The sequence below is a fragment of the Shewanella sp. N2AIL genome (assembly GCF_022690845.1).
Classification (GTDB): Bacteria; Pseudomonadota; Gammaproteobacteria; order Enterobacterales; family Shewanellaceae; genus Shewanella; species Shewanella baltica.
Window position 1 is genome coordinate 1 of sequence record NZ_JALBYT010000033.1, and the last position, 24,536, is coordinate 24,536.

19 protein-coding genes, 4 tRNA genes and 1 pseudogene are annotated in these 24,536 nt (G+C 45.2%); 7 read left to right on the plus strand and 17 right to left on the minus strand.

Annotated elements, in window-relative coordinates:
* The first annotated feature begins 23 nt into the window (after positions 1-23).
* The 4 genes from MO387_RS16875 (at position 24) to MO387_RS16890 (ending at position 463) form a co-directional block, all read left to right on the plus strand.
* Positions 24-100, plus strand: a tRNA-Met gene (locus MO387_RS16875).
* A gap of 44 nt (positions 101-144) precedes the next feature.
* Positions 145-221: transfer RNA gene (locus MO387_RS16880), tRNA-Met, on the plus strand.
* Positions 222-265: 44 nt separating this feature from the next.
* Positions 266-342 (plus strand) — tRNA-Met (locus tag MO387_RS16885).
* A 44-nt stretch (positions 343-386) separates the two neighbouring features.
* Positions 387-463: transfer RNA gene (locus MO387_RS16890), tRNA-Met, on the plus strand.
* Between the two features lie 184 nt (positions 464-647).
* Here the strand turns inward: MO387_RS16890 and MO387_RS16895 are convergent.
* The 10 genes from MO387_RS16895 to MO387_RS16940 form a co-directional block, all read right to left on the minus strand.
* Positions 648-1,061: a hypothetical protein gene (locus tag MO387_RS16895; protein WP_107947996.1), complete on the minus strand. Its 414-nt coding sequence runs from the start codon at positions 1,059-1,061 to the stop codon at positions 648-650.
* A gap of 212 nt (positions 1,062-1,273) precedes the next feature.
* Positions 1,274-1,765 (minus strand): GNAT family N-acetyltransferase, encoded by a 492-nt coding sequence (locus tag MO387_RS16900; protein WP_107947999.1) that lies wholly within the window; start codon positions 1,763-1,765, stop codon positions 1,274-1,276.
* Between the two features lie 462 nt (positions 1,766-2,227).
* A complete protein-coding gene (recR, locus tag MO387_RS16905) occupies positions 2,228-2,827 on the minus strand; it encodes a recombination mediator RecR (protein WP_006082081.1) in 600 nt (199 codons plus the stop codon).
* Between the two features lie 12 nt (positions 2,828-2,839).
* Positions 2,840-3,169, minus strand: a complete 330-nt coding sequence (locus tag MO387_RS16910; RefSeq protein WP_006082082.1) for a YbaB/EbfC family nucleoid-associated protein — start codon at positions 3,167-3,169, stop codon at positions 2,840-2,842.
* A gap of 223 nt (positions 3,170-3,392) precedes the next feature.
* Positions 3,393-6,812, minus strand: coding sequence for a DNA polymerase III subunit gamma/tau (gene dnaX / locus MO387_RS16915; protein ID WP_107948001.1), 3,420 nt, complete (start codon positions 6,810-6,812; stop codon positions 3,393-3,395).
* Positions 6,813-6,849: 37 nt separating this feature from the next.
* Positions 6,850-7,401: an adenine phosphoribosyltransferase gene (apt, locus tag MO387_RS16920; protein ID WP_086010671.1), complete on the minus strand. Its 552-nt coding sequence runs from the start codon at positions 7,399-7,401 to the stop codon at positions 6,850-6,852.
* A 267-nt stretch (positions 7,402-7,668) separates the two neighbouring features.
* Positions 7,669-8,037 (minus strand): YbaN family protein, encoded by a 369-nt coding sequence (locus tag MO387_RS16925; RefSeq protein ID WP_012089492.1) that lies wholly within the window; start codon positions 8,035-8,037, stop codon positions 7,669-7,671.
* A 354-nt stretch (positions 8,038-8,391) separates the two neighbouring features.
* Positions 8,392-9,138 (minus strand): putative DNA-binding domain-containing protein, encoded by a 747-nt coding sequence (locus MO387_RS16930; protein ID WP_107948003.1) that lies wholly within the window; start codon positions 9,136-9,138, stop codon positions 8,392-8,394.
* Positions 9,138-10,007, minus strand: a complete 870-nt coding sequence (locus MO387_RS16935) for a DUF692 domain-containing protein (protein ID WP_011847062.1) — start codon at positions 10,005-10,007, stop codon at positions 9,138-9,140. The genes MO387_RS16930 and MO387_RS16935 overlap by 1 nt, the downstream gene beginning before the upstream one ends.
* A gap of 114 nt (positions 10,008-10,121) precedes the next feature.
* On the minus strand, positions 10,122-10,553 hold the full coding sequence (locus tag MO387_RS16940) for a hypothetical protein (RefSeq protein WP_006082089.1): 432 nt from the start codon (positions 10,551-10,553) through the stop codon (positions 10,122-10,124).
* 268 nt (positions 10,554-10,821) lie between these two features.
* Between MO387_RS16940 and MO387_RS16945 the strand changes: the two genes are divergently transcribed.
* Positions 10,822-11,775, plus strand: coding sequence for a tRNA-dihydrouridine synthase (locus MO387_RS16945; RefSeq protein WP_011847064.1), 954 nt, complete (start codon positions 10,822-10,824; stop codon positions 11,773-11,775).
* A 247-nt stretch (positions 11,776-12,022) separates the two neighbouring features.
* The gene (locus MO387_RS16950; protein ID WP_012089497.1) at positions 12,023-12,382 is read left to right on the plus strand and encodes a TraR/DksA C4-type zinc finger protein; all 360 of its coding nucleotides are present in this window, start codon (positions 12,023-12,025) and stop codon (positions 12,380-12,382) included.
* 98 nt (positions 12,383-12,480) lie between these two features.
* Here MO387_RS16950 and MO387_RS16955 read toward each other — a convergent pair whose 3' ends face one another.
* The 5 genes and pseudogenes from MO387_RS16955 to MO387_RS16975 all read right to left on the minus strand — a co-directional run bounded on the left by MO387_RS16955 (position 12,481) and on the right by MO387_RS16975 (position 20,100).
* Complete coding sequence (locus MO387_RS16955; RefSeq protein WP_107948005.1) at positions 12,481-15,141, minus strand: TonB-dependent receptor; 2,661 nt, start codon at positions 15,139-15,141, stop codon at positions 12,481-12,483.
* A 590-nt stretch (positions 15,142-15,731) separates the two neighbouring features.
* A pseudogene (locus MO387_RS16960) lies at positions 15,732-16,655 on the minus strand (IS5 family transposase).
* Between the two features lie 335 nt (positions 16,656-16,990).
* Positions 16,991-18,745: a bifunctional UDP-sugar hydrolase/5'-nucleotidase UshA gene (gene ushA, locus MO387_RS16965; protein WP_107948007.1), complete on the minus strand. Its 1,755-nt coding sequence runs from the start codon at positions 18,743-18,745 to the stop codon at positions 16,991-16,993.
* A gap of 363 nt (positions 18,746-19,108) precedes the next feature.
* Complete coding sequence (locus tag MO387_RS16970; RefSeq protein WP_006086183.1) at positions 19,109-19,780, minus strand: carboxylesterase; 672 nt, start codon at positions 19,778-19,780, stop codon at positions 19,109-19,111.
* 92 nt (positions 19,781-19,872) lie between these two features.
* Positions 19,873-20,100, minus strand: a complete 228-nt coding sequence (locus tag MO387_RS16975) for a DUF3389 family protein (RefSeq protein WP_006082094.1) — start codon at positions 20,098-20,100, stop codon at positions 19,873-19,875.
* A 251-nt stretch (positions 20,101-20,351) separates the two neighbouring features.
* Between MO387_RS16975 and MO387_RS16980 the strand changes: the two genes are divergently transcribed.
* A complete protein-coding gene (locus MO387_RS16980) occupies positions 20,352-22,295 on the plus strand; it encodes a M1 family metallopeptidase (protein ID WP_242326423.1) in 1,944 nt (647 codons plus the stop codon).
* A gap of 214 nt (positions 22,296-22,509) precedes the next feature.
* On the opposite strand, the gene MO387_RS16985 is transcribed toward MO387_RS16980, so the two are convergent.
* Positions 22,510-22,998, minus strand: coding sequence for a peptidylprolyl isomerase (locus MO387_RS16985; protein WP_006082096.1), 489 nt, complete (start codon positions 22,996-22,998; stop codon positions 22,510-22,512).
* 144 nt (positions 22,999-23,142) lie between these two features.
* On the minus strand, positions 23,143-24,453 hold the full coding sequence (locus MO387_RS16990) for a lytic murein transglycosylase (RefSeq protein WP_199908729.1): 1,311 nt from the start codon (positions 24,451-24,453) through the stop codon (positions 23,143-23,145).
* Positions 24,454-24,536 lie beyond the last annotated feature (83 nt).

A 24,536-nucleotide genomic window follows, 5' to 3' on the forward strand; every position in this document is an offset into this window, starting at 1 on the left:
AAAAAACTAGCACAACAATCGGACGCGGGATGGAGCAGTATGGTAGCTCGTCGGGCTCATAACCCGAAGGTCGTCGGTTCAAATCCGGCTCCCGCAACCACTTTCTTACTAGTGAAAGTTAAAAAAACTAGCGCAACAATCGGACGCGGGATGGAGCAGTATGGTAGCTCGTCGGGCTCATAACCCGAAGGTCGTCGGTTCAAATCCGGCTCCCGCAACCACTTTCTTACTAGTGAAAGTTAAAAAAACTAGCACAACAATCGGACGCGGGATGGAGCAGTATGGTAGCTCGTCGGGCTCATAACCCGAAGGTCGTCGGTTCAAATCCGGCTCCCGCAACCACTTTCTTACTAGTGAAAGTTAAAAAAATTAGCACAACAATCGGACGCGGGATGGAGCAGTATGGTAGCTCGTCGGGCTCATAACCCGAAGGTCGTCGGTTCAAATCCGGCTCCCGCAACCAATTTAACCAGCATAAGCTGGTTTTTTTGTACCTAAAAATCAATGAAACCCACAGTAAAATATGGGATAGAGCGGCATGCTAACTCGTCGGGATCAACTCTTCATAAATAACAGGCGATGGTCATCAGTTCAAATCCACTTCAGCAACAGCATCCGAACTAAAAATTTAACCTGATTAGCTGATCTCAATGCGTTTTTTGGATTTCAAATTTCGCCATGAAGGTATCGGACAATATGACTCCGGCCATAGCACCAAAGGAAACGGTGAAAATCATGATGAAAGGTAGAGGTTTCAAATAAGCGAAAGTGAGAACACCTTGACCGAACCAGTGCATTAAAAGACCAAGGATCATGACGCCAAAAGCGAGCTTATTCGCAGCAAAAAACATCGGGATTTCGAACGCCCACAACGCTTTATTTTCCTTAAATTGAGCGAAACCGAAATAGAGATAAAGCAGTAATGCCACGATAGCGATAGCACAAACACTGAGTACATAGCTTAATTGAGACGTCCCCGCTAAGACTTGATAGCCGATACGAATGGCATAAATACCAACACCCAACCAAAGTATCAGCAGTGGCAATAAAATGAGTCCCATTTTTTATCCTTAAAAGTTGAGATATACATGCACTTAGCACCTAAAGCGAGCTCTGGAAATGAGCGCTTAATGCTATTTCCTAACCTCGATTTGTGAAGTGAGCACTTGAAGTAAGTTCTTAAAGTTAGGACTTGGAATGGAATGAGCACTTAGAGTCCGTTCTTAAAGTAAATGCCTTAAGCAACAGCTAAAATAGCGCCGAGATCAGCATGCTATTTTATCCGCGCCATATGATACACACTGACAAACTCACCATTTCTAAAGGCAAAATCCTTCGACTCACCTTCAATCACAAAGCCAAACTTTTTATATAGACCAATGGCGGCATGATTATCAGTATAAACCGTTAATTCAATTCGTTTTATATTCATCCATTTATCGGTGAGCTCAAGCATAGCATTAATCAAGGCGCTACCAACACCGCGGCCTTGGTAGCTGTCTTTTACCCCCATTCCAAAGGAGGCAACATGCCTACGACGCGGTTGCTCATACAGCTCAAAACCCAACTCGCCGACAATTTTACCTTCAATCTCTGCGACATAGCGACTAATATGATTCGATGTTGCCGCAAGGCGTGACTCCCATTTATCGGTCGATGGCCAAGGGAGTTGTAAGGTACCCGTATAGGCATTTGGGCAGGCATATACGGCTTGAATGGCTGCTGCGTCACGCTTCTCTGCATGCCTAATCGTAATCTTTTCCAATGAGTCCCCTCCATGGTTTTCTAATAAAAAATACCTGTCCGGTTCAACGTACACAGAGCTAAGCACACAGATCTAAATCCACGAATTAGCTTAGGCACAAAGGCTCGAACACTGTAGTAAATCGCAACTTAGCCCGCTTCTTATCAAACCGACTTTACGGATGAAGCTCGCATAAGACAAGTATGAAATTTAAAAAACTATTGATAAACCTAGTTTTTATATGGATATATATCAATTGAGATGAGAATTGAAGCAACCACGGCGCTATCGATAAACCTATCATAACAACCCAGCCTCAACATCTAGGTTAAAACACTGGGCAAATAAAAACCCGCTCAAGATAAGTTCTTGGCGGGTTTATGGGATATCGCGGCAATTGAGTCGAGTTGAACAGTTCAGCATTTAAATTAAGCTAATATAATCAATCGCATTACACTAACTAAACTGAGTCACTGTGTTCTGTTAAAGCGGTAAACGGCCATTAAATGACAAGGCTAACGTCGTGCTATCCACGTATTCAAGCTCGCCACCAACGGGTACGCCGTGGGCGATGCGACTGATCATCACCTTATGGCGTCTGGCCATATCAGCAATAAAATGCGCTGTTGCCTCGCCTTCTACCGTCGGATTGGTCGCCAGAATCAACTCAGCAACATCACCCGAGGCCAAATGGCGCTCAAGTAACGCTAAACCTAACTCTTCTGGCCCAACACCATCGAGTGGCGATAGATGGCCTAATAGAACAAAGTAACGACCGGTGAAATGTCCACCCGCCTCAATGGCTAATACATCGGCGGGCGTTTCCACCACACAAATGGTGGAAGACGTACCGCGTTTATGGCTAGCACAAATCGGACAGAGGGTTTCTTCAGTGTAGGTTCGGCAAGACTGACAATGACCGACGTCACTCATCGCACTGGACAGCGCACTGGCTAATTTAAGCCCTGCTTTTCTGTCGCGCTCGAGTAACTGAAACGCCATACGTTGCGCCGATTTAGGCCCAACCCCAGGTAAACAACGCAGGGACTGAATTAACTCATCTAACAGTGGACTAAATTTCATCGGCTATCTCAATTAAAATGGCATTTTCATGCCTGGAGGTAATTGCATACCACCAGTGACTTCGGCCATTTTAGTTTTTTGGTTTTCTTCGATTCGACGGGCAGCGTCATTACAAGCCGCAGCAATCAAATCTTCCAGCATTTCTTTGTCGTCTTCCATCAGGCTTGGGTCGATTTCAACTTTACGCACTGTGTGCGCGCCAGTCATGGTGACTTTCACCAAACCTGCACCAGATTCACCCACCATTTCCATACGGGCGATTTCTTCCTGCACTTTGGCCATTTTTTCTTGCATCATCTGGGCCTGTTTCATCAGATTGCCCATACCGCCTTTTCCAAACATAGTCTTTTCTCTTCTATTAGGGTTAGTCGCAAGCATTAACGCGGCTAATCTTACTTAAATAAATGGGATTGGCAATCAATGCCGTTATCTTGTTAATAAACTTATGATCTCGATGCCGAGTTTCTCAGCAGCATCACTATAAATATGCACTTTGAGCTCAAATTTAAACTACAAGGTTACAAATTAACGACGAACATTTTACCCAAGGGCTCGTCAATAATGGTTAACTCGCCGCCTCAGTTAACTCAGGTAACGCTTGTATTTGCTGACTGCGTAAATTCAACAACTCGGGCGGATACACTAAACTGTCGGCATCGAGTTCGGCGCCCATACGTTGGATCAACCATTGTACATTGTCATCATGGATCAGTGATTGATGCGCCTGTTGCAGCAACTCTTGGTGGAAACGTTTACGTAACTCTAAAGGCGTTTCCCGCTGCGCATCGATTCCTATGACCACTTGTACCCGTCTTGGGTTCCCAAGCGCAGCACTTAAGGCTTGCTCAAGCTGTACTATGGCGACATCGGCCGCAAGATGTTTCTGATTTGGCTTAAGCAGCAGCGGCAAAGGATCGCTCTGGGTTTGGCAAACGGAATTAACCGCCAGTTGCCGCACTCGCCCGCCGATCTCTAAGCTCGCCATTAACTTGTACCAATGCAAATCTAATGGATGACCGCTGATCGGAAGTGTACTAAGCGCGACTTCCCTCTCCTGCGTGCGCTCAACAGCGCTAGCCGTCTGAGTCAGTGCAGTCGTGCTAGCCGGCGTTAATGCGGTAGCTTGCACTTTATCTTGATGCCTTGCTTGAGTTTGAAGCGCTTGTGACTTCGAACCTGAATCCTGCTCAGCACTCCGGGAGTCATTGCCATCTGCCGCATTATTCTGTCCGTCATTGGCAGTGTTGCTAGTCTCTAAAGATCCTTGGCAACTGCTGGCAGAGTCATCATTTATATCAGAGCCTTGAGCCATCACAGCATCAGCGATATTAGTATTGCCGCTATCAACCTGAGTCGTTTCGATAAGCTCAGCTGTTGACGCTACTTCTGGCGCAGCCTCCCAAGGTGGACGATCATATGTTGCCGGTTTGACTGGTTCAGCAGGGACAGAACCTGATGCGCTTGCAGCCGAAGGCACTGATTGATGCAGAGCAATTGGCTCAAGATCTAAGTCAAAATCATCATCGAAATCTATTGTTAAATCGGGATCTAAATCAGCGGCGGGATCGGCAGAGAATGACGCACTTGTCTTACTTGCATCACTTTTACTGGCAGGTTTTGATAAACTGATCCCATTGGCTTTACTGTTTGGTGTCTTTAATTTTGAGTCCAGTGACGACTTTTTTTCATCACCGTCCTTAACACTTAAGGCGTCGAGATCTGATAACAGTGAATCTCGCGCAGCCAACACCGCCGAGAGAATATCATCATCGGCTAAGGATGCGGAGGCTAGTGTTGGAATTGAAATTGGAGTTGGTGTTGGTGTCTGAGGAGACACTTGAGCCATTGCAGCTGACTGACTATCAACAGAGCCTTGCATGCCTACAGCACTTTGAATACTTGCTGCGCTTTGAACATCAGCAGAATGTTGAACACTATCTGAGTGTTGAACATTAGCTGAGTGTTGAACATCATCAGGCACAGCATGAGAGTCAAAGCTGTGATGAAAATCATCGTCATTGTAAGAGCCGGAAGAGAATTCAACATAAGCATCTTGATAGGAATCGAGCGGTGCTGACTCTTGGGCATAAGCTCCTATCGCTGGATATGAATGCTCGGCTTCAGTTCCATAGGGGCGATGTTCATCTAGCCCCTTTTGCTCAAGCGTATTGTTAGCGGTGGGATTGTTATCCAGTGTGTTCTCAGCAGCGCTGTTGTTATCAGCAGATGTTGAATCAACAAGCGTTTCAGCCATAGCTGGATTAACAATACTCGACTCGGCAGCTGCCCCGATTAATTCAGGAATGTCACTATTCTGAGCATCAAGACTGGCAACCGATGCTTCAATGTCAGCAACGGGTTCAGAAATGTGTATAGAAGGCGCTTGAGCGGTTGATACTGTTTGAGTTTGAGGCTCTACCTCAGCATTAACTGTGTCAGCGTTTAAGCTGTCAGCGTTAAATCCCTGACTGTGCGCCTGACTTAGAATCACCGCCTGTTCGGCAATTAATGCTGCATCCGCTTCGAGCTCAGCATCAAGCGCCTGCTCTACAGTATCTGCTGGCTCAATTGACGCTTCAGCCGTTGTAACAGCGGCCGCTTGCGCGGTTTCAACATGCTGGTTAGCACTAGTTAGCTCAATTAATGCTGTTTTTTTTTCAGCAGGCACTGTTTCAGCTATATGTGGTTCAGTGCTATGTGGTTCAGCAAACTGTGGTTCATTTACATGAGGAGCTTGCGCTGCAGCAGTTGCCGCAACGGGCGTTTGCCCTTCGGGTAAACGGATCTCTGCGACCGCATCTGGCTGCCAACGCTTTACCGGCTTTTCTGGCACAAATGCGACTGCGCGTAACAGCGCCATCTCAAGACCCGATTTAGGATCGGGTGCATGGGGTAAATCTTTGCGGCCCGTTAATAAAATCTGATAATAAAGCTGCACTTGCTCCGGCGTAAGCTGCTCGGCAAAGGCGCGAATTTGCGCGCTATACAAAGATTGCTGCGCGGCCGCGGGGGCAAATTGGGTCAAGGTAATTTGATGTAACAGTTCAAGTAAACTGCGCAGTACTTCTTGGGCATCGGCGCCGTACGCGAGCACTTGGGCACACGTATGCATTAACACGCCAATATCGGCATCGGTTAAGGCTTTAAGCAAGGCAACCACATGCTGCTCATCAATACTGCCCAGCATAGTTTGCACTTGAGTGAGCATCACATTGCCGCCACCAAAGGCAATCGCTTGATCGGTCAAACTCAAGGCATCACGCATACTGCCATTGGCGGCTTTGGCAAGAAGCTTTAAGGCTTCAGCCTCAAAGGGAAGCTGCTCTTGGGTCAAGATATGATTGAGCTGAGTGCTAATTTCGCCTTGGGTCAGGCTTTTTAAATTGAATTGCAAACAACGGGATAACACAGTCACGGGAAGTTTCTGTGGATCAGTTGTCGCCAAAAGAAATTTAACGTGTTCGGGGGGTTCTTCTAAGGTTTTGAGCAGTGCGTTAAAACTGCTGCGTGACAGCATATGCACTTCGTCGATGAGATAAACCTTAAAACGGCCACGGGTCGGACGATACTGCACATTGTCTAACAGCTCACGGGTGTCATCGACCTTAGTGCGGGACGCGGCATCGACTTCAATTAAATCGACAAAACGGCCTTGAGCGATTTCCACGCAGCTGCCGCAAGCACCACAGGGAGTCGCTGTCACGCCTTGTTCGCAATTTAAGCCTTTGGCAAAGAGTCGCGCCAAGCTGGTTTTACCGACACCGCGCGTTCCCGTAAACAGGTATGCATGATGTAAGCGCTGCTGGCTTAACGCATTGGTCAAGGCATGCAAAACATGGCTTTGGCCAACCATTTGATCAAATGTGGCAGGGCGCCATTTTCTGGCTAACACCTGATATGACATGGAACTCCCCAGAGTATGTGATACAAGAGCGGGAGCATGCGCCCCGAGAACTTTGAAAGATAACATGTCATGATTTGACATGCCATCAAACTATCCCAAGGCGCCTTTAGCTGCAGATTTATTCGCCTTCAAACTCACAAAGTTTAACCAACTCAAGCCCTAATGCGGTTAAACGGGCTTCACCACCTAAATCAGGTAATGAGATCACAAAGGCCGCATGTTTAACTTCACCGCCCAGTTGGCGAATGAGTTTAACGGTCGCTTCAATAGTACCGCCAGTCGCGAGTAAATCGTCAACGACTAGCACTTTGTCATTTGGGTTAATCGCATCGGTATGAATTTCTAGGCTATCGTGACCGTATTCCAGTTCATAGCTTTGGCTGATAGTCGCACGCGGTAATTTACCCGGTTTACGCACAGGTACAAAACCCACACCCAATTCTAAAGCCAGCGGCGCGCCAAACAAGAAACCACGGGCCTCAGTGCCCACAATTTTGGTAAAGCCTTGGCCACGATAATGTTCAACTAACAAGTCGATGGTCGCTTTATAGGCGGCTGCATTCTCAAGCAAACTGGTGACATCTCGAAATAAAATCCCTTCCTTAGGATAATTAGGAATCGTTTTAATGCTTTGCTTTATCAAGGATAAGGTTTCTGTATTCATAGCCATCATATTTACTTAATAAGTTACTTAATCAATTCACCAACCTAGCGTTGGCGGTATAAAACAAAACGTCCACACTGGGTGGACGCATTGTCGAAAGTCGGACAAAGCTTATGCCGCTTTAGTTTTAGTTGCAACAATCACAACGCACAAGTGATGGAAAGGTTATCAATTTGTGCCTTAGATCAAACCCTGTCGGCACTGTGTTAAATCCCCTCACCCATGACGCGGCGAAAACGATTTGTCACACATTGAATCCATAGTGTCGCTCAATCATCCCTCTATTTCAGGGATCCCTTTGAGATACCAGAGTAAGACGAGTGCCATCACGAGCAGCAAACCTTTTACCCAAAGGATAGGCACCACAATAATGCTGACACTAAAACTCAGCGCGCTGACGACCATAGCTTTGCGTTTCAACCCCTTACGCATTGCTCGCTGCTCTTGCCACTGGGTTAAGGCATCGGCAAACCAAGGATGAGTCATCAACCAATGGTGTAAACGTTCACTGGAGCGGGCAAAGCAAAAAGCGGCAAGCAAGATAAACGGCACGGTCGGTAGCAAAGGCAGCACGATACCGAGTAAACCCAAGGCTAACGCGGTTAAACCTAACAATAAAAATAATCCGCGCTTTAATACCATCGATTTACTTACCCTTTATCAGAAAAACAAAAGCCACTCTAAGAGTGGCCAATAGTCTATGCGCTCGAGATTAACGCTCGCTTAAATTAGACCTAAGTGCTTTAACCAAGACAGGCTTGCTGGCAGAGTCGGCAACAGTAAAACTAAAATAAAACCAATAAAATACAAAAAATTAAATGGGTCTTTGAACGGCTGACTACTCATTACAGCTCCTCTAGTATGTGCAAGTATAAGTGCGCAGGAATCGTACAGTGATTGAGATCACAAAACGGCCGACATTGTAGCGGTTTGTCAAATTAATAAAAACCCTTTAGATGTAGGGTTATTGCATTTATTTCGGCAATAATCCCCACCTTAAGACTGACGACCGCGCACTATCCCTTTGGCCGCTAATTGCTCGAGTAACTGGCTACAACCTTGCCCAATAACCTGAGGTGCCATTTGAGGGTAAGTGATTGTTAACCAATCAAGTATCTCTTGAAAACTCGCTTGGCCCTGAGCTTGAAGAAATGCCAGCACCTGTGCACTTAAGGGATTTAACTGTAGGAAACACACTTCGCAATCAACATCTTGATAGAGACAAAAAAACACTGGCGTATCGAGTTGTTGCTGCGGACGATAATCCTGACGAATGTGCTGCACCTCAAAATGATACTGCGCCACCCTCGCCGTCTTCGATAAACATAAGGCCTGCATCGGAATTTGCGCTGGGCTAAGTTGAGATTCATCCCCACTCGCATGTGCAACCGCAACAGCTAACTCTAGCCATTCATAGTGGGCTAATTCGAGCATAAAAACAGGATCATTTGCCGTGGGCTGATATTGCTGCTGTAAAAAATCTAAAAATTCGCCCGCGATATCGATAAAAATCGGCGATTGGCAATCATGTTGACTAAAAAAGCTTTGCACTAATGCCAACCACTCTTCCTCAGAATACAAACTTTTCAGCACGGGAAAGCCGTTCGACACAAATCCCAGTACATTATTAAAAAATAACTCGCGGTAAACCTGCATGCGCCGGACATCAGTATCCGCGGGCAATGGCCGAGACGGATCGCGGATATAATCGATAAAGGATTGCTGCACTTGCTTAAAATCCATTAGGCGATCCTCTTTACAACATGAGCGCTATTTTGAATGTGAGAGCTGGGCGCCGCCGCTTGATAAGCGTGGATTTGATTTAGCTCGAGCAACAATTCAGCAGTTGTAGGCACATTAAAGTCACGCTCAAGCAAGGTCGGCTTTACCCCATGTAAGGCATAGCAACGTTGCAACAGTGCCCAAACGGGATCGTTAATGGCAGCGCCATGGGTGTCGATGAGTAAATCTTCAGCTTGCTTGTAGTGCCCAGCGATATGCAGATAAGCGATACGCTCCGTCGGCATGGCCTGTAAAAAGGTATCGGCATCGTATTGATGATTTATCGAGTTCACATAGATGTTGTTCACATCGAGTAGCAGCTTACAATCGGCTTCTTGCAGCACAGCATTGACGAATTCAAGTTCACTCATGCGCGCGCCGGGGGCGGCATAAAATGACACATTTTCTAAAATAAGTGGCCGCTCTAAAATATCTTCGACCTGCTTCACCCGCGCCGCCACATGCTTTACCGCGGCGTCGGTAAAAGGGATCGGCATGAGATCGTATAAGTGACCTTGGCCTGAGCAATAACTTAAGTGTTCGGAATAGATTTGGATTTGGTGTAAATCCATAAAGGTTTTGATGTTTTTTACAAACGCGAGATCTAAGGGCTCTGGGCTACCAATCGATAAGCTCAAACCGTGGCAATAGAAAGTATGTTGCTCGGTCAGTTCACGAAATTGACGGCCAAACTTACCGCCTAAGGTCATCCAGTTTTCTGGTGCCACTTCAAAAAAATTAATCGCTTCAGGCACCGATTCACAAAACTCACTGAGCATTTCTCGCCGTAAGCCCAGCCCTACCTGTGCCGCATTTTTTTGATCATTCATAGAACCTCACGAACGCTTGCTGTCATCGCTTTAGGATAAAACAAATGAGACCAGCGCGGGCTGGCCTCTTAAGACTCAATAACCCCCATTACTGCGGGATCAGTGCAGTCGGATTTATTTCATTTCTTTTTTAACGGCTTCGACTTTAGCGTCAACTTTCTCGGCGGTTTTCTTCATATCCGCACCACATTTCGCTTCACCACACTTACCTTCGTGTGCTTTCGCCATCGCGGCTTTTTTCACATCGGCACCGCATTTCGCTTCGCCACACTTGCCTTCATGGGCTTTATCTGCAGCCGCTTTTTTCATCTCGGCGCCACATTTAGCTTCACCACATTTACCTTCTTTGGCTTTTTCAGCGGCGGCTTTCTTCATATCCGCGCCGCATTTGGCTTCACCACATTTTCCTTCTGAGCCGACAATTTGATAACCCGCATCCATTGCTTCAAAACCAAACGGGTTGGTTTGAGCATTGACTGCAAAAGCTGAACTCATGACGACTGAACCTAAGGCTACTGCAACTGCTGTTTTTTTAACTGAATTCATAAATAATCCCTTCTTGTTTATTGAGTAATGTTGACCAACAACAGTAGAAGTAGCTGGCTTACTGCAAAAGACCTGCCCTGTTTCAATTCTATTGCAAAAAATATCACTAAATCACAGAAATGATCAAAATATCCTGCTAGGACAATCAGTTTAGCGTGGATTTTATCTATGGGGGCGCCTATTCATCCGCATTCACTCGACCACTTTGTAACTTAAGGCCGATAAGGTAGAATGCTCGCCCTTTGCAAATAGATATGGGTTTACTGCAGTGCGTGTGATTTTGGCTCCAATGGAAGGCGTAGTAGACGCTTTGATGCGTGATATTCTATCGACCATCAATCCCTACGATTTGCTCGTCACCGAATTTGTGCGTGTGGTAGACCAACTGCTGCCTGAAAAAGTCTTTCTCAAACTTTGTCCTGAGCTGCTCAACAACGGCAATACCCCTTCGGGTACGCCAGTGCGAGTGCAGTTACTCGGCCAAGAGCCCCAATGTATGGGCGAAAATGCCCTGCGGGCGATTGAACTCGGTTCACACGGTGTCGATGCCAACTTTGGCTGTCCGGCTAAAATCGTTAACCGCAGCAAAGGTGGCGCCGTATTACTGCAATATCCTGAGAGTGTGCACGATATTGTCAAAGCCATGCGTCAAGCGGTACCGAAAGAACATGCCGTGACCGCTAAAATACGTTTGGGCTACGAAGATAAGTCACTGTTCATGGAGAATGCCATTGCTGTGTATGAAGCCGGAGCAACTGAGCTTGCCATCCATGCGCGTAGTAAAGTCGACGGCTACAGACCGCCAGCCTACTGGGAATACATCACAGAAGTACGCAAACGTTTGCCGATCCCGGTGATCGCCAACGGCGAGATTTGGAACAGCGATGATGCTAAGCGATGTATCGAAGTCACCGGCTGCGACAGTATTATGATCGGCCGCGGGGCGATTTCATTGCCGAACTTGGCCGATACCATCAAGACAGGCGCAACCCCTTATACTTGGGCGCAAACCTTAGGGCTGATGCTCAGTTATACCCAAAGGGAACTCAATGGCCGCAAGAGCGACTATTATCCCGCCCGAATCAAACAGTGGTTTACCTACCTCAATCGTCAATATCCCGAAGCCGATACCTTGTTCAGGGAGCTGCGCGTGTTTAAAACCACAGAAGAAATCGTTGCTGTATTAGAAGCTGCGCAGCGAAACTTAGGCAACGAATCATAGAAGAGTGAGCAACCACAGAACGACGGCCAACCATAAAACTGTTAGAAATCGAGATTCAATGCGCGGCAATGTGAGCCATGGAAGGGACTTAGCGATAGCACACATAATGCGATAGGAATGAAGTACTTTTTCGATTTTTAACGGCGGAAAAACCTAAAATGTGGCAGATACTTGATCTTTATCATAGTCGTTGGTAGTGGAACTATTAGACTGGACGCCTAGAGTCAAATGAAATAGGCGATTTTACGTGAGCACCACCCATATCAGACATGAATTGTCAGAGCTTGAAGCTAATCTAAGGAAAGAACTCGGCGCGCTCCCTCCGTTCCTCGAAGTCATAGGGGAGCATTATGCTAGCCTGAGTCTGACAGAGTTAATTGATACATTGGCGCAAACGCCACTGGCCGATCACCCGCTATTTTGCCAGCTGAATAAACTTGATGCCGCCTTTTGTCAGCTCGACTTAGGCCTCTACGGTCTTTGCTCGGATTGTGAGGCAGAAATCGAAACCGAACGCTTAAACCAAGATCCCACTGAACAACGCTGCGCCTCCTGCGCCGAGCATTATCAACACGAACATCGCCACGAGCTGCGCCTCACACATTGACAGCGCTGATCCGATAAGCAACCTGAAAAGCAGGCAAAAAAATAAGCAAAAAAACCTCCGCAAGCGGAGGTTTGAGTTATCCAGGGAGGGCGGACAACCTAAAACTTCTGGTTTATTCTCAGGTAATACGTTCTACCTAACACATCATATAAACCCACATTCACATCGCGATAATCGGCGTAGGTATAATAGTTTGGTGTTTCAGCATCAAACACATTATTCACCCCTACTGTGATAGAGCCGTTATAAGCATGGGTATAACCAAATTGGATATTGTGTTTAAAGTAATTATCGTAATCGACATAACGGTCGGTTTTTTCTAACTTGTTGAAATAACTTGCTGATTGACTACCAATATAGACGACTGTCCATGCGGCAGAGAAATCATCGTATTTCCAACTTGTCGCAAAATTACCGCGCCAATCGGGTGAGTCTGTTGTTCCTGCGTAATCGATCATCTCTGATTCGGCATTATCCTGCTTCTTAAAATCAAGCACGTGAGTCAAATCCAGTTTGAAATTGAAATCACCAAAACCTGTCTCTAAGTTATAAGCCGTTACAAAATCGATACCAGAGGTCTCAACTGTGGCTAAATTACGAATTCCCGCCTCAATATACTCAATCTTACCATCTGGACCACGGGTCACATAGGGAGAAGATCCATTCTTGATTTCATCGCGCAGGATATCATCTACATCAATCGACTCAATTTTGTTGTCGTAGGTGATTGAGTAATAAGATAACTCCAAGTTCCATGCATCAGTGACATTCCAAACGCCACCAAAAGTTAACGAGTTACCCTCTTCAGCCTCTAAGTTTGGGTTACCACCAAACCAAGTTTTATGCTGATTATTAGTGGCGCAATATATGGCATCCACGTTACCGGGTTCATTACACCATAAAGAGTCAACGCTCTTCTCAAAACTCAAAGATTGAGACGAGAACATTTCACTCATATTCGGCGCGCGGAATGAGTCACCATAGCTAGCACGCAGTAATAGCGTGTCTATAGGACGCCAGCTTAAACCAAACTTAGGCACCACGGCATCGAAGGTCGATGAGTTAACCACCTCCCCTTGAGGCCCTGTGAGGGTTCCTTCCTGCTCATAGCGCTCATAACGTACTGCGGCAGAGAACTCAACGTTGGCAGGTAAGCCAACTTGGAGTTCCAAATAAGCGGCGCTACGGTCACGCGTGGCGTCCACATCATCACCACCCGAACCGCCGGAGATAATACCCGCGGCCGATTCTGGATCACTGGTTTGCTTAAACTTGATCATTTCATATTCAAGACCGCCAACCATAGCGACCGAAAAATCACCGTCATCGAGTAGTAAGGTCGAAGCAAGACCATCCAATTGAGTACTTTCAAATTTACCCTGATAAACCCCAGTATGTGCAGCTTTGCGATACAGATCTGTCATCTGTTGGTCCCACTGCTCATAACTCATGCCAGAGGTATTGAAAATATCATATTGCTCTGAATCTATTTCTTGCTGAATAATATTGTCATTCAGTAAATTGTAGTTAAAACTGTTTGTTGTTGAGGTCGCATGCTGGGCATTTAATTCCCAGTCGATACCATTACCGGAATCTATTGTGCCAACAAAGCCACCAAGAATATCAAAATTGTTGGTTTCAGTTAATGTATCTCGCTCACCAAGTTGTGCGCCTCGCATAGAAATAACTAATTCTTCGCCAACTGGGTTGTACTTATTATCGGCACTCATCACAGGGGTATTCGTTGATACTGGTGTACCCGCATAACGAGTTTCAGTTTCAGCTAAAGACGCAGAAGCTCGGCCTCGGAATTTTATATTTTCTGAAATTTCATAGGAGAAATTAGATAATAGCGAGTTACGGGTTTGATCACCAAATAACTTAGTGACATTACCATGATTATATAAACAACGACCATCACCTGAGTCTATGGTATTTTCCGTTTTTTCACATATATCTGAATTACTATACCAGCTACCATTGCCTGGTCCATATTTACCATTTGGTACTGAGCTATATCCGCTATAGGCGTTATAACTTGAATCATCCATTCGCCAAATATCACGGTCCATTACCGCTTTAGTATCATAATATTCATAGGTGAGAGTGATATTGCCTTTATCTGTATTAAAGCCAGTTGCAAGCGATAAACGGTTAGCATCGCCCCCTTCTACGCTTGGTTGCTCTGTACTGTAATCAAGCTGAAAACCTTCAAACTCTTTCTTAGTGATAATGTTTATCACGCCCGCCACCGCATCGGAACCATAGACTGCTGAAGCGCCATCCCGCAGGATTTCAATACGTTCCACGATAGCCATAGGGATAGAAGATGTATCCGCCACTGAGCCAGAGCTCGAACTCGTGCCTGGCATACGGCGTCCATCTAATAACACTAAGGTCGCAGACGATCCTAAACCGCGTAAATTGACATTACTGGTTGAGCTTGCACCAGAGCCATAACCTGAAATACCACGCCAAGAACCAAAGCTGTTTATCGCAGAGTTATTTAATACGTCAGCAACGGTTTTTTCACCTGTCATAGCAATATCTGCAGCATTGATGACAGTCACGGGTGAAACGGTTTCCATATCAACTTGTTTAATACGAGAACCCGTCACTTCAATGCGTTCAACTTTGGTATTTTCTTCTGCTGCATTTATCATTGCAGAAAAACCTAATCCCGAAAAAACCACACTGCTTGTCGCCGCAGTAATTAAACTAGCACGAACGGCTTTGGCCGTTAAACTTAAATAGCGCATTAATCTCTCCTTGAGGCAAATAAAACCCTATGTTTTTATTTTTATATTTAACCAGCGAACTCTATTTCGCTGTAGAGATAATGTTAATGCGCAACATTTAAGTCAACCATTAAAACAAGTTAATTCAAAAATAAAACAAATTGATACAAACTAAAACATAAAAAACCAAATTTAGACATGAAAAAATTAATACGCATCATGGACTTAAGGAGTTTAGATTGATTAAATATATTAAAAAAACAACCTGATACAATAAAACTTATTTGTTACCAAAAAATAGCGCAACACAATTTAGTGCCACAAATAAATCAATATGTATCATTAGTGGACCCCTGAACATTAAATTACACTTAATTCAATATTAATTAGCCATAAAAATGCCACTCCATTGAGTGGCATTTATATTTAAACACTGAGTAATGATTGATTACTTAAAGTTGACAACCTTCAACACTGTTTGAGTTTTCATAAACGATATCGCCTATCGGACTGTAGTCAGCAGCTTTAATCGCTTGTTTCTCTTTCAAGAAAGAATAGGCTTTGTTTCCTAAATCGAGTCAGCGAACAAAACTCTCATCATTGTTCAAATATCAAGCTACATAGCGGGTTTCAGACATACCTAGCCCAGTAAGCTTGTTCAAAGCCCTAATCATCGCATAAGTTTCTCCCACCTGAGCGCTATAATTCCGCATGCTCAACGTGCCTCCTAGCAGTTGTTTTATCCTGTACATGGCGGTTTCTGAGATTGAACGGCGATGATAACCATACCGTTTTTTCCATTGCTTATTTGAGCCATGAAGCTGTTGCCAACTGACGGCTAAGTTTCGTGGATGCCCTTGTTCCCATAGTGCAGCACCTTCCCTAGGTGGAATGAGCACTAAAGCGCGCTTTCGACGAACTGCTTCGTGACAGGCTTTCGTGTCGTAAGCACCATCACCCGAGATATTGCGGATTTTTCGATGGGTTTGCTTAAGTAAATTGGGCATCACTTCAGCGTCTGTGACACCTGATAAACTGAGTTCTGCGGCAATAATTTCATGGCTATGTGTATCTACGGCAATATGCAGTTTACGCCACACTCGGCGCTTGCCATCTGTGCCATGTTTCTTCACTTTCCACTCACCTTCGCCATAGACCTTCAAGCCTGTTGAGTCGATAGCTAAGTGCTCAATGGCGCCGCGAGTCTTGGTTTTAAAAGCAATATTGACCGTTTTCGCGCGTTTACTGATGCAGGTGTAATGCGGGCAAGATCATGGGATGTCACCCAGTTTAAACACCGAATTGATAAAGCCCTGTAAGGCTCTCAGTGGCATAGAGAAAATACGCTTAACCATCAACGCAGTGGTAATGGCTAAGTCGCTAAACACACGAGGACGACCTTTCTTGGGCTGCTCGACCTTGGCTTTCCACTTAGCAATTGCATCCTCATCAATCCAGAAGGTAAGTGGACCGCGGTTGATTAAGGCTTGGTTGTATTGCTTCCAGTTGGTTGTTTTATAGCGAGGTTTTGACACGGTTGATGGGTAAGTTGATAGGCGATGCCGATCAGATCTGCGGCTACGGTTTTAGTTCAACTTATTTAGGTAACAAAGCCATTCCTGAGACATCACTATATACTGTGCCGTACTAACTCCTAGATAAATAAGCTCACAAATAAAAGTTTCAATTATCAAGGAATCACTAAATTATGCTAAAACCACTAAATCAGAGTAATCTTAACATTAAAAACATTCTGACGACTCAGACTAAATAATGGCGATAAATTAATTTAGATGCTTAAATAAAAACACCAGTTAATAATAAAATCAACTGGTGAGCACATTTACATAAATGTTATCTAAGCCTTATATTACAACTTAGGAGCAGCAGGACAACCTTTAACTTCGCCACCAGCTGATGTATAAGTTATATCACCAGCAACAGGATTAAAGTCAGCAACCTTGATATCTGTTTTAGTTTCAATAAAGTCTCGCAAAACTAAAGCATCAGCAACCTCAATAGATGTCGCACTGATCACTGGATATTTGTCTCCACCAGCGGCACTAAATGTAGAGATTGAGAATGTATATTCTTCATTGTCACTAAACCCTTTACCATTGATATCGTTTACAGTGACTTTTTTTGCATCACAATCAACGGCCATCTTAATACCATCGAATTGAGCATATCCACCACTACCAACACTAATTGTCGCAACAGTATTTAAGTATTGTGTAATATCTGAGCCTTTCATGGTAGCTTTAGCAACCATGTTGCCAAATGGCTGGACTGTTAGTACATCACGATATGTAATGTTTCCTGCCGGAATAGATGCTCTTACACCACCAGAATTCATGATACCAAAGTCACTGTTAACCAGTTTATATTGGCTTTGAGCTCTGGCTAATAAATGGCCAAGATTAGTCTGTTCAGAACGAACATTGTTTCGCTCCCCAACTAACATTCCATCCGTATTACCAATGATAACATCTAATAATGCTTGTCCTTTCTCCTGGTAAGGTCTTAAGACTTGTAACACTCCGATATCTTCATCAATTTTTGATGTACCAGGTACTAATGTTGTTGATTTTTTATCATCTTTAACTGCAAGAGCAGGAGTACCATATGCATCTAAAACCATTAAATTGACTGGCACTAACTTATAACTCGCTAAATGCAACTCGCCATTAAAATATTCGAAATCGGCACGACCTACATATTTACCCCATTCATGGGCCTGCATAATGTAAGTACCTTTTTGCTGATCTGGCTTACACTCATCGCCACGGTTAAATACTGCATAAGATTCATTACCTGGTTCCATGCACACAGGATTTTGTGAATGTCCACCAATGATCGCTTGTAAATCGCCTTCATTAAGTGCTCTTGCTAGCGAGACATCTCCTGGCGCATTACTTCCACTTGCAGCATTAGCATAATGTCCCATATGTGTTGTGGCAAAAATTAAATCAGCAGCTTTTGCATCTTTAATTTCTTTTATCACTTTCTTGATTTCAACTTGAGGATCGGTAAATTCAAGGTTAGTCAAATACTCTGGATTACCGATTTTAGCGGTGTCTACAGTAGTGAGACCAATAACGGCTATACGTAATCCATTTATATGAAAAACTTTATAAGGATCAAAATAGCGTTTCCCTGAAACTTTATCGTATATGTTAGCGGCTAACATAGGGAAATCAGCAAGTTTCCTCTGCATTTCAACAATATCTAATGGATTATCAAATTCATGATTTCCCACTGCCATCGCATCATAACCAATCAGGTTCATACCAATAAAATCTGGTACAGCATCTTGCATATCTGACTCAGGGACTCCGGTATTGATATCACCACCAGACAGGAGTAATACTTGACTACCACGTGATTCAACTTCATCACGGATCTGATCAATTAGCGTTTTACGAGCTGCCATACCATATTCACCATACTCACTCTGCCAGAAGCGGCCGTGGTTATCATTGGTGTGTAAAACGGTAAATGTTGTGCAAGCGCTTCCCGCTTCAGCACACGTTGTTGGGACTTTATCGTCATCACTATTATTACAACCCGCAAGCGCAGCGACAACAGCAGTTGCAACTAGTCCTTTAATAAGCATATGTCTCATTACATCAACCCCTTGATTTTAATTATTTTATCATAGAAAGATTGCCGTGAACTCCATCAAGTTCAGCGTCACGGATAATAACAAAGAATAAAGATAAATTGTGTCATTTTTATTAAAAACTTGACATTTATAGGGGAATTCGCGGGCGCTTTAAGACAGATTTGTTTCATATAAAAAATAAGCTGAATGACTGATTTCTATATATTTAGAGAATTAAAAATAAAAATGAAATAAATTAATTTAAATCGTTCAGTATAAATGACTTAGAAAACATTACAGAAAACAGTGATTGTTCCCATAAAAAAACAAGCATGGGCAACTTTCAATTTACCGCATGCTGCTTTTATCAGCAATTAGACTTCTCTACATTTCAAATCGCTGTAATAACCACTTAGAAATCTCTTTTAACTGTGCAGGGATCACTGAATGTGGCATAGGATAAGTCTGCCACACCACATTATAACCGCCCGTAATTAAGGCTTCTTTGGCTAATGTTCCAGCGGATAGTGGCACTACATCATCCTGTAGACCGTGTTGCTGTAATATGGGTGTATTACGATTCGCTGCGCTTAATTCAGCGGGTAATACATCGCCCGTAGGTAAATAGCAAGACAGCGCCATAATCCCTGCAAGTTGCTCGGGGAAACGCAGTCCAGAGAATAAACTCATGACTCCGCCCTGACTGAATCCTGCTAATACGATACGCTCGCTCGCAATACCCGCCGCGATTTGTTCGTTAATTAATGCAGCAACCCTTTTCTCCGACTCAAGCACCCCTTGCATATCAGCTCTGTCGTGCAAATCCATGCTTTTAATATCGTACCAAGCGCGCATGACGTAGCCGCCATTGATGGTCACGGCTTGCTCCGGTGCATGGGGGAAAATAAACCGGATAGCATGATCGGCAGGTAAGCCTAATGCAGGCACTACGGGGGCAAATCCGGCACCCGAATCCCCTAATCCATGTAACCAAATGACCACGGCTGTAGCAGGCGTCTTAGGTTCAACGACAATACGCTCAAGAGAAACTGACATTCTAAAAATTCCCAATTCGATATTAAACACTCATCAACTAAAAACTGATGATAAATCTATAAGTTAACCACTCTGCACAACGCAGGCGTACTTTATTCCGCATCCATTCCCAGCACATCTTGAATCGCCCGTAACTGGGCATTTGAGTCCAACACTAAGCTCCAACGCACACCGCCACCATCGGCGATTAACATAGGTGGCTGACGTCTCAAACCGATATCCTCAGCACTCGCTTGCAGCACGATACTGGCAACATTGAGCCGCACTTGCACTTCGAACTCAGTGACGATTAACTTACCCTGCGAAAAATCTAACACCATTTTGATAACCGCCCTATGTGAAAACGCCGACATCATAGCAAACTTGTGGTCTTTTACCGATGGCATTTCCTTGCCAGCATACGAGCCATTAAAGTTTGATTACATTTGAGCTAACAGTGAGATAACAAATCCAGTGGATTATCAGGTAAACTTTTGCCCTAAATAGAATGGGTCGATAGAACACCAAGCAAATTGGTGCACTTATCGCCCAAAACTCGAGCAAAAATACTTCATCATTAGGCTGTTAAATAATGCTTTCACTTCGACGTACCGTCCTAAGCAGCGCCCTTTTGTTTGCGCTGCAACTCCTTGCTAGCACCTATGCCAATAGCGCTCCAAATACGTTAGCCGCTGAGCCGACTGCCACTGTTGTACAAGCACAGACGCAGCAGAACCAAGATGCACTGACCTACGCCAATTACACTGAAGTCAGCGTGAGTCATGTGGAGCTAGCCCTTGCCGTCGATTTTAAACAAAGCCGCTTATCCGGTGAAGCCACCCTCGATTTAGCTTGGCATAAACTGGGGAAGGAACTCATCTTAGATACCCGAGATCTGACGATTAACAGTGTGAGTGCTTTGAATTCAACTGGGAAATGGCAAAGCGTGCCCTTCACCTTAGCCAAAGCTGACGCTGTAAAAGGCGCGGCGCTGACCATAAAACTTGCTGATGAAGATACCCAAAAAGTTAAAATCAATTACCACACGTCGAATAATCCATCCGGTATTCAATGGTTAACTCCAGAGCAAACCCAAGGTAAACAGTTACCTTTTATGTTCAGTCAGAGTCAGGCGATTCATGCTCGCAGCTGGATCCCACTGCAAGATACCCCAGCCGTGCGCCAAACCTATAGCGCAACGATTACTGCCGATAAAGCCATTACTGTGGTCATGAGTGCCGATCGTAAAACCCTGTCGAGCACGCAGACCCAATTCACTATGCCGCAGGCGATCCCTGCTTATTTAATCGCCATTGCAGCCGGGCATTTAAAGTTCTCCCCTTTAGATAACATCTCGGGCATTTGGGCTGAGCCAGAAATCCTCGACAAAGCCAGCAAGGAATTTGCCGACACGCCGGAGATGATCAAAATCGCCGCTAAACGTTACGGCGATTACCGTTGGGGACGTTATGACTTGCTTATTTTGCCGCCAAGCTTCCCCTTCGGCGGGATGGAAAATCCACGGCTTTCGTTTATTACGCCAACGGTGATCGCGGGTGATAAAAGTTTAGTGAGTCTAATTGCCCATGAACTTGCCCACTCGTGGTCGGGTAACTTGGTGACCAACGCCACTTGGCGCGATCTCTGGCTTAATGAAGGTTTTACTACCTATGTTGAGAACCGCATCATGGAAGATCTCTACGGCCGCGACCGAGCGCTGATGGAGCAAACCATCGGCTATTCTGAGCTGCTTGCCGAGCTTGCAGAACTCACGCCTGGCGATTCAGTGCTGCATGTGGATCTTGGCAAACGCTCGCCAGACGAGGCCTTCAGCGGTGTCCCTTATGTGAAAGGCCAGTTGTTCTTAATCTTTTTAGAGCAGAAATTTGGCCGCGAACGCTTCGATGCTTTTGTGAAAAGCTACTTCAATCATTTTGCATTTCAAAGCATTACCACGGCGCAGTTCCGTGAGTATTTATCTTTGAATCTATTAAACAAATATCCCAATGTTGTCAGTGAGGCCGAAGTGGATACTTGGATTGAAGGTCAAGGTTTGCCGCCATTTTTAGTGCCGCCCAATTCCCACGCCTTCGATGATATCGATGCCCAAAGACAAACTTGGCTCGACAGAAAACTTAGTGCAAGTGAGTTGAAAACCAGCACTTGGACAGTGCACCAGTGGTTAAGGTTTATCAATGAAATGCCAAGAGTCAATCTAGACCAAGCCAAGCTTGCCGAGCTGGATAAGGCGTTCCATTTTACGGGCACAGGCAACAGTGAAATCGCTTTTGCATGGTATTCACTCGCCCTAGACAACGGCTATTACGCGGTACTACCTGCTTTAAAACAGCACTTGACCCATATTGGTCGCATGCGCTTAATCGTGCCGTTATATCAAAAGCTTGCAAGCACAGATCAGTACGACTGGGCCAAGAGTGTCTATCTTAGGGCTCGCAGCGGTTACCATCCACAAACCCAAGCAAGTCTAGATATAATGTTTGCCGACAAACCACTCGCTCATGAACATAGCCATTAGCCAGATAAAGAGCCATTAGCGAGATGAAGAGCCATTAGCAGTTGCGCTAACTATTAAGCCATTAGCACCATAAAAACAAAAAAGCCCAAACCTAGGTTTGGGCTTTTGCTATTCAATCTTCTGCCTCGATTCATTCAACTTATTCTGAACTTATACTCATCTCACATTGAGTCAGATAAAAGCCAAGTTCGAAGCTGAACCCGAAGCCTAAAGATTAGTGGTGATGACCACCAGCGCCATGGGCATGGCCGTGGGCGATTTCTTCATCACTCGCGTCACGGGCACCAACGACTTCGATATCAAATGTCAGTTCGCGGCCCGCTAATGGATGGTTGACATCCACAGTCGCCATAAACTTACCCACTTTAACGATAGTCACTTGGCGTTGACCTTGGTCAGTATTGACCACAGCAGTCATACCCGGTTTCCACGCAGTCGCGCCCAATAAGTGCTTAACCGACACACGTTGGTGCGCATCAGCATCCGCTACGCGCTCACCGTATGTTTCGGCAGCAGGTAAAGTCACAGTGAATTTTTCACCGATGGCTTTACCATTGATCGCGTTTTCTACACCAGGCATCATGTTGTCATGACCGTGTAAATAGGCAATCGGATCGCGACCTTCGTTCGTCTCAATCACTTCGCCTTTCTCGTCACGCAGTGTGTAGTTAAACTGCACAACCATATCGTCTTTAATGCTCATCGAATATCCTTTGATTTTCTTCGATTTCAATTGTGGGCCGAGCTTAACAAAACTGAGCTTTTCACTCCACTTTTTTATCCGGCCTAAAAGCGCTCAAAACCCGCGGCGAGCGCTCTTTGGCTGCAGTAACGACAGTGACAGTGGCTACAGTGATAGTCCTAAAGCAGTAAACACCTCTGGGCTTGGGAAGCCATCGGCAATCATCTGTTTGCTCCGTTGAAAGGCTTGCAATCCTGCCACAGAGTTACGCCCTAACACACCATCTGGCTTGCCAACATCAAATCCGGCCTCATTCAGTTTTGCTTGCAATTGCTTAACTTGCTCACGACTTAAGCGTGGCTGTTCTGGCGGGCTCACTGTCAAAGGTAAGCCACCATTAATGCGATCGGCGAGATGCCCTACTGTAATGGCATAATACTCGGAGCGATTCCAACGCATGATCACATTGAAGTTCTCATAGCCTAAAAAGGCAGGCCCTGTATGGCCTGCAGGCAAATACAACGCGGCTTGAATATCAACGGCGGGCAAAGGTTGACCATTCGCTTGCGTGACATTAAGGGCGGCCCACTCTGATAACGCCAAGGGCTGTTTCGCCCCTAAATGGCTGTAACTAAAATCCTTTGGTAATAAGACTTCACGGCCCCAGCGTTCATTTCGCTGCCAGCCTAAGTGCTGTAAAAAGTTCGCGGCGGAAGTCAGCGCGTCTGTGGTGCTATTCCATAAATCGGCTTTACCATCGCCGTCACCGTCGACGGCATATTTGGCATAGGCCGACGGCATAAATTGCGTGTGTCCCATGGCGCCAGCCCATGATCCCACCATAGTGTCATCATCGAACTGATACTTTTCTTTCAGCTTTAAGGCTTGCATCAGTTCTATGGTGAAATAATTGCTACGGCGTGGCTCACAGGCCAAAGTCGCGAGCGAATTCAATACCGACATCTTGCCTTTATAGGAACCATAGTTAGTTTCAAGCCCCCAAAAAGACAAGATATATTGCGGCGGCACGCCATATTCTTTAGCTAGTTGATTGAGTAAAACGCTGTGTTTTTTCAGTAAGCGACGGCCTTCATTGACGCGCCATTCGGTGGCGCGCTTACTGAAATAATTATCGAAGGTCTGGCTGAATTCAGGTTGTTGCTGATCGAGCTCAATCACCCGAGGCACAAATTTCAAATTTGCAATGGTCGAGTTAATCGTCGCCTCTGACAGCCCTTCGGTGCGCGCCCGCGCTTGTAGCCCAGTCAAACAACTCGGAAATGCCTCGGCATTCGCTTGTACGCTAGCACTGATATCGGGCATTGGGTTGGCTTCTGCGGCTATGCCACTTGCATTGCTACTGACTGCGTTAGTGTTGGAACTGGCACTCGCCGCTGGCACGCTGGAACAGGCACTCAGACTGACACAGGCGGCAATACTCGCAAACAGATAAGTTAACCCTTTAATTTTAATCAAATCAACAACTCCAATATTTGATTTCACAACAATGGCACAGTAATCACACTGCTGTGGCTAAACACGACAATCTTCCTTCTTCG